General features: G+C 27.5%; 11 protein-coding genes. 3 read left to right on the forward strand and 8 right to left on the reverse strand.

Annotated elements, in window-relative coordinates; all coding sequences use genetic code 11:
• The coding region (locus H9D55_RS07995) for a hypothetical protein (protein WP_186078414.1) at window positions 1-510 on the reverse strand (510 nt) is incomplete at its 3' end.
• A 306-nt stretch (window positions 511-816) separates the two neighbouring features.
• Between H9D55_RS07995 and mobQ the strand changes: the two genes are divergently transcribed.
• On the forward strand, window positions 817-2,832 hold the full coding sequence (mobQ, locus tag H9D55_RS08000) for a MobQ family relaxase (protein ID WP_186078415.1): 2,016 nt from the start codon (window positions 817-819) through the stop codon (window positions 2,830-2,832).
• An 850-nt stretch (window positions 2,833-3,682) separates the two neighbouring features.
• Here the strand turns inward: mobQ and H9D55_RS08260 are convergent.
• The 3 genes from H9D55_RS08260 to H9D55_RS08015 all read right to left on the reverse strand — a co-directional run bounded on the left by H9D55_RS08260 (window position 3,683) and on the right by H9D55_RS08015 (window position 5,569).
• A complete protein-coding gene (locus H9D55_RS08260; RefSeq protein WP_377274993.1) occupies window positions 3,683-3,871 on the reverse strand; it encodes a protein kinase family protein in 189 nt (62 codons plus the stop codon).
• Between the two features lie 704 nt (window positions 3,872-4,575).
• Window positions 4,576-5,121: a tyrosine-type recombinase/integrase gene (locus H9D55_RS08010; RefSeq protein ID WP_186078417.1), complete on the reverse strand. Its 546-nt coding sequence runs from the start codon at window positions 5,119-5,121 to the stop codon at window positions 4,576-4,578.
• A 121-nt stretch (window positions 5,122-5,242) separates the two neighbouring features.
• Window positions 5,243-5,569, reverse strand: coding sequence for a hypothetical protein (locus H9D55_RS08015; protein WP_186078418.1), 327 nt, complete (start codon window positions 5,567-5,569; stop codon window positions 5,243-5,245).
• A 286-nt stretch (window positions 5,570-5,855) separates the two neighbouring features.
• Here H9D55_RS08015 and H9D55_RS08020 point away from each other — a divergent pair, with 286 nt between their 5' ends.
• Window positions 5,856-6,545, forward strand: a complete 690-nt coding sequence (locus H9D55_RS08020) for a hypothetical protein (RefSeq protein ID WP_186078419.1) — start codon at window positions 5,856-5,858, stop codon at window positions 6,543-6,545.
• 215 nt (window positions 6,546-6,760) lie between these two features.
• On the opposite strand, the gene H9D55_RS08025 is transcribed toward H9D55_RS08020, so the two are convergent.
• The 4 genes from H9D55_RS08025 to H9D55_RS08040 all read right to left on the reverse strand — a co-directional run bounded on the left by H9D55_RS08025 (window position 6,761) and on the right by H9D55_RS08040 (window position 10,704).
• Entirely contained in the window at window positions 6,761-7,327 is a 567-nt protein-coding gene (locus H9D55_RS08025) for a DUF536 domain-containing protein (RefSeq protein WP_186078420.1), read from the reverse strand.
• A gap of 434 nt (window positions 7,328-7,761) precedes the next feature.
• Window positions 7,762-8,751, reverse strand: a complete 990-nt coding sequence (locus H9D55_RS08030) for an adenine-specific methyltransferase EcoRI family protein (RefSeq protein WP_186078421.1) — start codon at window positions 8,749-8,751, stop codon at window positions 7,762-7,764.
• Entirely contained in the window at window positions 8,744-9,589 is an 846-nt protein-coding gene (locus H9D55_RS08035) for an EcoRI family type II restriction endonuclease (RefSeq protein WP_186078422.1), read from the reverse strand. The genes H9D55_RS08030 and H9D55_RS08035 overlap by 8 nt, the downstream gene beginning before the upstream one ends.
• Before the next feature lie 20 nt (window positions 9,590-9,609).
• Complete coding sequence (locus H9D55_RS08040; RefSeq protein ID WP_186078423.1) at window positions 9,610-10,704, reverse strand: replication initiator protein A; 1,095 nt, start codon at window positions 10,702-10,704, stop codon at window positions 9,610-9,612.
• Window positions 10,705-10,966: 262 nt separating this feature from the next.
• Here H9D55_RS08040 and H9D55_RS08045 point away from each other — a divergent pair, with 262 nt between their 5' ends.
• Complete coding sequence (locus tag H9D55_RS08045) at window positions 10,967-11,500, forward strand: hypothetical protein (protein WP_186078424.1); 534 nt, start codon at window positions 10,967-10,969, stop codon at window positions 11,498-11,500.
• Window positions 11,501-11,672 lie beyond the last annotated feature (172 nt).

Raw genomic sequence — 11,672 nt, forward strand, 5'->3', positions numbered from 1 at the left:
AAAATCACCTATTTTACGCTTAGAAAAATTCAATGTTTCATTATGTTTATCTATTAAGATATCCGATGAATCTTTATTTTTAAATATCTCATATAATCGAATTACCGTTTCTATAACTCCTTTATTATCTATAGAATTTTGTATAACGGCATTATTGTTTAACGTTGAAGAATTGAACGGCAATTCTTCAACTCCCAATGGTACTCCTCCAGCTCCTATGGGAGGACCACCTCCACCAGCTCCACTAGACCCTAATTGACCTAGTTTAGAATTATTTTTAAGCTTTCTATTACTTTCCTCGCTTACTTCCTTAATTGCATATCTTAAATCAGAACTAAATCCATCAAGTAAAGAAATTGAATAACCTTTATAATCAATGTTTATAACTCGGTCTATGAAGCTTTTTATATTTTCTCTAAAAACTAAAATAAAAATTAATATAACCATTGGCATATTAAAATTTACATAAATTATCTCAAAAATTTTTAAAATATGATTAATGTATTCCAAAGCTGACTCTCCTATTTTAAAATTTATCCCAATTTCATCTAGATTCTTAGGGAGTGTCTTTCTCAGCATAAACCATGTTTCTCAATTCTTATTATACTCAAAAATAAACTGAATGGCTTATATGTCCTCAAAGGATCTCACTTTACAGAGTCAGTACCTGATACTAAAATAAAGCTAAGACCCTGTAAGTGTGCACTTATACGTCGTAAACGACATCGTGCACCAAACGTTGATACTAAAGTATCCGTTTGTATGGTGATCTCGCCTACGCTCGATATTAAATTCTTTTAAAAAGGTGTGTTGCTCATGGCTATGTATCGTTTAAATACTTCTATCGTTTCTAGAGGAAAAGGACAAAATATTATCGCAAAAGCTGCTTATAATTCTGCAAGTCGTATTGAAGATATTAGAGAAGATAAGGTTAAAGATTATTCAAATAAACAATGTAATTATAGTGAAATTATTTTACCTGAACATGCCCCTGAAGAGTTTAAAAATCGAACGTATTTATGGAACAGCATTGAGCTTTTAGAAAAAAGAAAAGACGCACAATTAGCTAGGGAAATCATCATCTCTTTACCAACAGAATTTGACGATGAACAGAACAAAGCACTCGCAAAAGATTTTGCAGAAAGTTTATCTGACGAAGGTATGATTGTAGATTTAAATATCCATCAATTGAGCACACAAAATCCCCATGCACACTTGTTATGTACATTAAGAGGGATCGATGAACAAGGAAATTTCGAACCCAAAAGAATTGGAAATAAAAAGGTTAGAGATTGGGATAATAGAGAAAAAAATGTTGAATGGCGTAAGCGTTGGGAAACAATTCAGAACACACATTTAGAAAAAAACAATTTTACAAGTAGAGTCTCTGCACAGTCCTATGCTGATCGAAATATTGATTTAGAACCCACAAAAACTGAAGGATGGAAAGCAAGAAAATTTGAAGATGAAACTGGAGTTCAATCAGAAGTTTCAAAATATAATGATAAAATTAGGGAAGAAAACAGAAAGAAAATTGATGATAAATTTCAATCTGTTCACAATAAAATATCTAAAAAAGAAAATGTTTTACCTTACTTAAATAAAGAAGATAGCATTGAATTAAAACAACTTGCTAAGACTTTAAAGTTATATGTTGATCCAAAAAACATTTATAAAGAACAGACAAAAATTAGTGATTTAAAAAATAAAACACTACTTTTAGACCCTGAAAAAAGAGAAATTAAATTAGATCAATTATCAGATAGAGAAGAAAAATTAGAAAAAATTAATGCTATTTTTGAACGTAGAGCGAATGAATTTTTTGATGAAAACTATCCTACTGAAATAGAACATTTTTCAAAAGAAGAAAAGATATTTATTGCAGATAAGATAATTAATAATGATTTGAATGATATGCCTGTAAAAGAAAACTTATCAGAATTTGTGGAAGAAAAAAGATTTTTAGAAGCACAGATCAGTTTAAATACAATTCTCGGTAAACGTGATATAAGTTTAAATTCTATCCATAGAGAAGATAAGTTTTTCTCTAAAAAGTTAAAGGTTTTTTTAGATGAAGACAATTTAACTTTAAAAGATATTGTTGAAAATAAACATAGTCATTTAGAAAACGCACCGAAGATAGATTATTATAAAAATAAACTGTTTGAATTAAAAGCTGCAAAAGAAATTATTAATGATTATTATGATATAAAAATAAAAGATATATTCCCGAAAGATAGGGAATATAAATCTTTTATTGAAACAACAAGCACACAAGAAAAAGAAGATTTTATAGATTTTATTGAATTTCATGGAAGAAAAAATACGATTGAAATGTTAAAAAATGGTCGTTATATTCCAAGATTTAACAAAGAAGAAAGAAAAGAAATAACGCATTTATTAAGTCTAGTAAACGAAAAACAATCTAAGGAATATAAAACAGATTTTGATAAATATGTTTTATATGACAGTACAGAAAAGCTATTAGAAAAATATAATATCAACCCTAATTCTAGTAATGATATTAAATTTTTAAGAGATGAGATTCATATTGAAAATGATAGACAATCGATTAAACACATGGAAAAATATGACATGTTTGATAAAGATAATAACAATGACTCTAAAGAAAAATCGATTGACTTAAAGCAAGTTCCTCATTCTTCATCACGTTTAAATTTAACTGATTTATTGAGTAGTTTTAGCGAAATATTTAAAGAACGTATGCCAAAATACATGAATAAAAGTAATAGACGTGTACACGAAACTGAAACCATGAGTGAGAAAGAGAAAAAACATAGACGCAAACGCAACAGAGGTATGGAACTGTAAAGTAATAAAAAGCACTCCGTTTAGGAGTGCTTCCATGTATATTTTTACTATAGCCAGAAATGTGACGACATATTTCTGGACGGACGTTTTAAATAGTCCATATTATATGTATCTTAAACTAAAGTGATATAAGGCATAAGTTATACATTATAGCATATTATTCTGGTTGCCATTCTGTCCAAAAAATTGTGTATGTGTCATAATCTTCTTCTACAATGTCTGGTTATATTTTTTCTGCACATCCTTTTGTACAATAGTTCTCACAGTCATCTTCCATCATATATCCGTCATTAAATAGCTCTCTACATTCTGGATTCTCACAAATTCTAAATCCTAAAGTACTTTCTGAATCATGCTGTAAATCACTTATTCTACTTTCTAATCCGTCAAGTAACTCATCTAAATTTATGTTATTTTCTTTTGAAAACTGTTTAGCTAAGTGTGTAAATAAATCCTTACTTTTCTGTGATAATTATTCTATAAATATTTTTCTCATGTATACCAGTCCTTTTTTCTACTACACTCACTGAAATGAAGCAGTATATATTTTGTTTTGTGACACGTATTTAATCTATTCATAGTGTGATGCAAGGGCTAGTTATCCTTATGAGTGTACGAATTAGGATTAACTGCATGTTTACCCTTGCATTGCTAACGCAGAATAGATTAGTGTCAGAATCAAAACAAATAACTACTTAGCGAAATGGAGTGTGAGAAAACGAAACGCTTTGCGTTTCTGGTGAGGGAATCTTACTGCGTTCAATGATGCTTTATAGCTATTGATGTACTCTTTCGAATGACTTCTATTTTCGCCCCATAATCAGAGCGGCTTGCTTTAAAATATCACTTTTCACTCTAAGTTTCTTAATTCTTTTTCCTGTTTAATGATTTTCTTCTCTTCAGGAGAAAGTTTATCTTTATGTTTAAAAGAACCTGTTGTGTTAGATTGTTCTATCCACCGATCTAAAGCTGAATGTGTGAGACTATGTTCTTTAGCGATATCCTTTCTAGGTTTACCTGAATGATACAAATTAACTATTTGTTCATAAAAACGTTATTTTGATCGAAGTAGAAAATAATTTATTTTATATACTTTTTTTATCAAGAGAAGATTGTATAATTTTATTATTAAAAATTAATAAAATTATAAACGCACTTAGATTGATTATAAAAAAAATAATAAAATATAAGCTACTATTTCCCTCTAAAAGGACTCCTGAATATCTGATAGAATTAAGGAATAAAACGATAAGCAAAAATAAGTATGTTTTTCTCGACATGTAATATTTCTCCTTTTTTATATGATTATTTTTTAATTTAAATAAATATTTAAATATTTCTGACTAGGAAGTGAACATCTTAAGTACTTATTCATTTTGTGACGGTTTTTTGATATAAAATCATATAACTTGTCATGGTGTGACATACCTATATAATTCTGCAATTTTTCACTCAATTCCTGATGTTTTTCGTTCAAAACTTTTTTAAGTCATCTGTAATATCAACATCAGATATTTCTTTTAATATTTTTTTATATTTATATTTCGTACTTCTTTTTAATTTAGACCAAGCTGCTTGTTCATGTATCAACTATATTAGTTATATATTTAGCTGTCTATTTTAGTGTTATATATGAGTTTTTATTTGTTTATGGCGAGTATATTTAATAATTGTCACTTTTCATAGTTCTATAAACTCTAATAATATACATAGTGAATTATGAAAGAGAATTGTTAATGCTTTTTATAATCCTCTAAAATTGTTACTGAATGTCTCATTGATGACATCTTGATGAATACCGATATATCTTAACGTGACAGATTGAGAACTGTGGTTAAACAGTTCCATTAATAAACTAATATCTTGTGTTCTCTGATAGTAATGATAGCCAAAAGTTTTACGTAAACTATGTGTCCCAATATGTTTTAAACCAATCGCATCTGCAGCTCTATTTAATATTCTATACGCTTGTACACGCTGGATCGGTCTATTACTTCTTTTAGATTTAAATAAATACTCATCATCTTCAAACAACGCTATATACGCATCAATTTCTTTTTGTATATGAAATAAAGGTAATGTATTTAGTTTTCTTGTTTTAGATTCTCTAAATCTTAATTTGTAGTCGCTAATATCATACTTTTTCAGTTTCAATATATCACTGATTCGTAACCCGCAATTAATACCTAATGTAAATAAGAACTCATCTCTTTTACCACCATAATAGTTCAGAGCGTTCTTCATTTTTTGAATGTCTTCAGTTGTTCTGATTGGTTCTACATATTCCATTTTCATACCTCGTTATGTTACTTATTAGTAAATCAACAATATCATTATGTTACTTAAATATATATAATAAAACAAAACATTGATTTATCAATGTTTTGATAGAAACATAATTATCACTGTGTTACATAAAATAGTTTAAAATCTTATTCATACATTTATGCTTATGTTCAGCCTGTATATTTTTTTTACTATATTCTTCAAAATCATAATCTGATTCTAATTTAATATATGCATCTTTATTTTCAAGATATTCTTGATAAACATTTTCAATATCATCTAATTTTCTTTGAGCACTCTCTTCTCTTTCTTCTTGAGTGATTGGTGATAAATCTCTGAAATCATACTCCGTTATTATCTCATGAACTTTATCTAAAAAACTTTTAGTAAATTCTATTAACCTGATGATTTCTAACTTTTTTCCAGTTGTTAAATAAGTAATTTCTAACATGATTAAGGTTATCTATTTAGATACCTTGGGCGATTTCTCATACTTTTTTTGACTAAACATTATACTACTATAAATAGAATGCCCAATCAAAGCAGCACCACATAAAGTGACTTCAAACAAAAAGTTTTTACTATCCAAGATAGTACCAAATAATATTAAAAATACTCCTATGCATACTAATAAAACAAGATTATAAAAAGGGAAAAATTTCATAGAATACTTCCTTTATTTTTATTATTAAGTTATATTGTAAACACTTTCATATATATTGTATAGGTTAAAATTTATGAAACTTAAAATAAGTAAAATAGTATCTTTAACATTAATAATTTTATTAGTTAGTCAAAATCTTACAAATGTTACATCTGCAAACGCATTTAGTACTGATAAAGAAATTGATTTCCGAAAAAGTGTACCACCTATCTCTCACAACTTCTCTTCCGAATTTGACTATGAGCTATATCAAAATTTATTAGATGAATTAGGACTAGAAAAAGACATTCCTTTTAATGAGGAAATACCACCTGAAATTATAAAAAAACTACAAAATTCACCGACTGTTAAAAAGATTGAAGAAAAATATCAAACTGAATTAAGTGAAAATAGTTTTACTGAGAATAATTCTAACCTAGTTACTACACAATCTATAAAAGTTATTAGACTTGGAAAATATATTCGAGAGCAAGGATATATGGGGAACAGAGAGTTAAGAAGCTATGTTTCTTATGTTAATAGAAATAGCTATTATATGGGGTGGATTGCTTTAGTTACAGGGTTTACTAGTGGTGTATATGGTGCTATTCCAATTGGCATCCTTACTCAGTTTGCAACAGGATCTCAATTTGAAACTGTTAAATCAAAAGCTTACAGCGGTTATGGCATGGGCTGGGTAAATATGTATGCTTCAGGAAAAAATTCATATTCAATCATACCTAGAAGAGATTTTTCTAAGAATTTCATTTTATACAAAAAATAATTAGGAAAGCATTATATGTGAAAGTGAAAGACATAGATTTTATAACTATGTCTTTTTTCTTGTGTTTTAAAAACAAAAGATCCCACTAGTATACAGTACTAGTGGGATCTTTTGTGATCTATGAGTATTAATCTAGAGAGATGTAAAAGAGCCGTCCAACCAATTTCTAGGTTTTAAATAAGGCTCTTTATCAGAAATAGTTTCATACTTAATATCTACCAAAACTTCCACCATTTTCGCTTATTTTCAGCTTGTACATCACTTGTACTTCCTTGAACATTTGTTGTACTAGCTTGTTCATCTTCTGTTTTTTTTATCTGCTCTTCATTTTCTTGTTCTACTAATTCTTGAACTTTTAAATTTAATTTTTCAACTTCTGTATTAAACATTAAAGTAAGTTGTTGTTGTTGGTCTAACAGTTTATTTAGCTCTTTTATCTGTTCATCTTTTTTATCTACTATCTTTTTATAACCCTGTAATTCTCTTTCTAATATTTCGATTATCTCTCTATCATTGTTGCCTTTGTCAACTTGTACATCACTTGTACTTCCTTGAACATTTGTTGTACTAGCTTGTTCATTTTCTGTTTCATTTATTGGTACATTAAATTCCTTTGCTAAACGTAAATAAGTATCATAATCATATTGTAAAGGCTCTGTCGCATATTCTCTTGTATCTTCATTGATTGCTTTTATATTTAACTTTTCTATTTTTCTTCTCACTTGAATTCTTGATTGATCCAGTAATTCAGATAAATCTTTCATTCCATAAATTTCTGCCATTTTATCACTCATTTACTGATATATTGCTTATATTATACCTATTTTAAACTAATGCTTGAAATCTTTAATTTAAGCGTTATATAAGCGTTTCTCTTCTTTTATGATGAATATGTCTAAGGGATATGTTTTCGTCTCTCTCTGTCGCTTTATTAAAGTCGTTTTTTAAAGTGTGTCTGAAAACTCATATTTTAGCTAAAAATCATACCTTGAATATAATATACAAATATAGGCAGTGAAAACAAAAAAGTACAACAAGCAAAATGCTTGTTGTACCATTAACTAATGAAGATTAAGAGAGAAACCTAATTACTATTATTTTACTCCAAATATAGTCTTATAAACGTTCGTTTATAAGACTGCTAAATTTGGTAAAAGAAGTAATTTACATAACCTTCACTTTTGTATTTTTCTTAAATTTTAATAACTATTATTTACTATATCTTTTTATTTCTTATCAATATTCTAAAATAGGGTATTCTTCCGTTTATAGATAAATCTTTACCATCATCTCCTTTTCTGAATTTTATTATTTCAAACTGTTCTGGATTAAATTTATGCAAAAATGTTATAGGAACTCCCATAGCTTTCCTATAATCTCTAGGTATATCTTTAGTTTTATCTACATTAATTCCATCATAATTATCATATTTTGGATATTTATCTTCGTTTCCCTTATATGTTTTATTTAACAAAATGTCTGTATGCCTCACATAATGATCTATGTTGGTTAACCATAAAGAATTATTAGAAGAAACTATTCTATTTCCAAATTCATCTATGCGTGTTTCTGTACCGTAAAGGTTATAATGTTCTGGAACGATAAATCCAGATATGCCACGTCCCATGTTTATTCCCATCCATGCTTTATTTTCATGTATTAATTTAAATATTTCTTTGTAAGTGATTGCATTAATATTACCTATAATTAAAAAATTTTTTTCATATTTAATTATTTGTTCAACATACTCTCTAAATAAAGAAAAAGGAGGGTTTGTCACAACTACATCTGCCTGTAACAATAGTTCTATACTTTCTGAACTTCTGAAGTCTCCATTACCTTCAAAGTATGTTACTTCATTTAAGGTCGGTACTAGTATCTCTTCTTTTTTTCCAGTATATTCATAGTAATAACCACAAGTCTTCTCTTGGTCATAGTTAAATATACTTAACTCATCATCTATATAACATGATGCTATTAATTTTTTTATTCCTAATTTCTCAAAATTATAAGCAAAATATTTATAAAAATTACTTTTAGTAGGATCATCGCAATTACAGTAGACTACCTTATTTTTAAATTGATTTTGATAGTGCTTCATTTCTCTTTCTATGTCAATAAATTGAGTGTAAAACTCATCATTTTTATTTTTTTTTGCTTTTCTTAAAAGTTCATTTCCATTTTTTCTCACTTTAATTCTACTCATTCCCTTTATTCGCAGTTAATTGCAGAAATATATCACTACCCAATATTTGTAAAGACATATTTGCTATTTCTAACATAATTTCAAGCATTTTTTCTGGCTCCCATCTCCTACCATCACCTGTTGTGTACATAGAAGCTGCTTGAAGCATAACTGCATTATCTTCAACACTAACAAATCTATTTTTACATAAATTAGTGTTAAAAGGCATTCCATAGTTTGCTGCACTCAACCTATCTAACCTATTTAGCGACCCTAAATGATATTTTAATTCAACTACACGTCCATCCGGTCTTTCAATATTAACCGTTTCAGTTAAAAAGTTAGACCCCTCTAAAAATATCACATATGGGAAGTGTGTTTCAGATAACATGTAATTAGCAACTTCAGATATATTTTTATGTGAACGTTCTATTGCATTACCAGCGTGCATAATATCTTGATCATTATTTTTACCAACTAAATTTCCTTTTTTTATATTCTCTATATCTTTCCCTTGAAATTTAGCTTCGGATACTAATATTATTCTCCAATTTTCATTATCATCTTGTACTTCTATAAATCCTCCATCAGGAGTTATACGGGCTTTTTCTACAAATAATGTTTGTCCTAAATAATTATCTAATTTTTTCAATGAATCATTTATTTCCTTTTTGGAAACACTTGCTCTAAATCTAAATTTTAATTCAGGATATGTATTTTCTAAGCCTTTTAACACTAATTTTGATAAATCTCTAACAGATACATCATGTTTCTTGGCTAATTCTCCAAATATTCCTATTACTCCTTTAGATTTTTTATGTTGATTTGTTAATCTTTCTGATTGATTTTTCTTTTTCAATTTTTTACTCCTAGATCTTTTTAGCTATTTCTAAACCGTGCAATGAGATCATTTAGATTTTTATCGTCAGTTGCAAAAGTCTGCTCTTCATTTTTTACAAATTGTTGCTGATTATCTTCTTTTTTATCTGTTTCTAACCAATTGTTCATTACTTCATAATTGATTTCTGCTTTTAATATATCTCTTTGCTTTTCTAAGGCTCTTTTAAGGCTCGTCATAAGGTATTTTTGCATTGACTGTACATTTTCCTTCTTAACGTGTAATGCCCCTTTAAATCGTCTTAAAACGGCTTCTATTTCATCTTCAATATCTTCAACTGCAAAATAGCCTTTATCTAAGTTGCTTTCTTCACAGTCTTTTTCAAAAGAAGCCAGTGCTTTCCATAACGTATTAAGAATAATCTTAATATCTGTACTGTTAAAGCTGCTTAATACACTTTTGATTTTTGGTAAGAGTTCTAATGCTTCTGAATTTAGGTAGTAATCTTTTATTGCTTCATCATCTGTAATTGAATTATGACTTGAATGACTTGCATGATTTGTTTGAATATCTTTTTTATTACTTTCTTCTTCTCTATCATTCATATCATTCAAGTCATTATCAGTCTTATTAATATCAGTCTTATTAATATCAGTCTTATTAGTGTTCGATTTTCGAACTTCTTGAAGTTCGATTTTCGAACTTCTTGAAGTTCGATTTTCGAACTTCCTTGTGTCCGTTGGAGTTTCGTCATTTTCATATGCTTGAATTGTGTAAATATCATCTTTTGTAATGATTGGTTTCATCAGATAAAGTTTGTTCGGTTTGTTTAAACCTTGTCTTTTTTGAATTAGTAAATTAGCATTTTCTAATTCTTTTTTTAGTTTTGACAACTTCTCTTTTTTGCAGTTTAAAAAACTCATTAATTTTTCATTAGTATAAATAAAATAAATTGTTCCGTTTTCATCAACCCAGTTATTTTTGATCGAGATACTTAAACGATTTTCTAAAATTGCATAGGCGATTTTTGCGTCATTGGATAGTGGTTTGTATTTTTCATTTGTAAAAAATACTTGTGGTAGTTTGAAGAATTTCTCTTTGTAGTTTTGTTGAATAGTAAAAAATTGTTCTGACATAATAAAAACTCCTTTTTAATTCCCAGATAGGACAGCTTAAAAGGAGTTTTGTGTTTGATTTATAAACTAACATGTTATAATATAATTAACAGTTAAATAAATACACATATAATTAATTAGTTGTAACAGAACTAATTAAATAACCTTTTGGAGTTGCCGCTCCAATTTGGGAAATGTTTTGTTAAAAACAGTATAGCATATTGCTATACTGTTTTTTTATTTGTATCTATTGATTTTAAAAAATAGAGAGAAAGAGAGCGATATGAACCAATTATTAAATAATTCATTTATCGATTTTATTAAAGAATTTAGCCCATTAATAACTATTATCATTTTTATTTTAGGAATAATTTTTTTCTTTAAAAGAAGTAAATATTACGAAGTTGAATATAAGTTTTACAAAAATACTAAATACGAAGAATTATTTGAAAAATATGCAATAGCACATTATATAGAATTAGATAAAAATGTTGATACATTTTTTGTTATTGGATTCCCTAAGTACGAAATTAAAAATCTTAAACTATATGAATATTCTTCTAATAAAGAAAGTGTTTTATCAAATAAACCTAAATATGAATTAAAAGAAAGTTATACAACTGTATATCCTGATCAATACATAGTTGTTAGGACACATGACGCAGAAGGAATTCCCCCATATAAACTAAAATTTAGAGTGAATAGTGATATCATAGAAATTAAATTTTTATACAATGGAATCTATGGAACTAGAAATAAAAATAATATAAAAGCAAAAAGAACTTTCTCAAGTTTGCTATTTTACATTATTAAATAAAAAGTATGACAATAAAATTTGGGGTATGAAATTGCTATATACCTCCAAATTTTTCGAACATAAATTACTAATCATTTTCAATTTTAGAATTATCTATTTGCTCTTCATTTAATAACAAATCTTGATATTTTAACACTTCAAAAATTAAATCACGATATTCAAAAACTAAATT

This window comes from Phocicoccus pinnipedialis (assembly GCF_903994035.1).
Taxonomy (GTDB): Bacteria; Bacillota; Bacilli; order Staphylococcales; family Salinicoccaceae; genus Phocicoccus; species Phocicoccus pinnipedialis.

Coding starts and splice junctions, on each gene's coding strand:
- mobQ (WP_186078415.1), top strand. CDS start 817: ATGGCTATGTATCGTTTAAATACTTCTATCGTTTCTAGAGGAAAAGGA.
- H9D55_RS08010 (WP_186078417.1), bottom strand. CDS start 5,121: ATGGAATATGTAGAACCAATCAGAACAACTGAAGACATTCAAAAAATG.
- H9D55_RS08015 (WP_186078418.1), bottom strand. CDS start 5,569: ATGTTAGAAATTACTTATTTAACAACTGGAAAAAAGTTAGAAATCATC.
- H9D55_RS08020 (WP_186078419.1), top strand. CDS start 5,856: ATGAAACTTAAAATAAGTAAAATAGTATCTTTAACATTAATAATTTTA.
- H9D55_RS08025 (WP_186078420.1), bottom strand. CDS start 7,327: ATGGCAGAAATTTATGGAATGAAAGATTTATCTGAATTACTGGATCAA.
- H9D55_RS08030 (WP_186078421.1), bottom strand. CDS start 8,751: ATGAGTAGAATTAAAGTGAGAAAAAATGGAAATGAACTTTTAAGAAAA.
- H9D55_RS08040 (WP_186078423.1), bottom strand. CDS start 10,704: ATGTCAGAACAATTTTTTACTATTCAACAAAACTACAAAGAGAAATTC.
- H9D55_RS08045 (WP_186078424.1), top strand. CDS start 10,967: ATGAACCAATTATTAAATAATTCATTTATCGATTTTATTAAAGAATTT.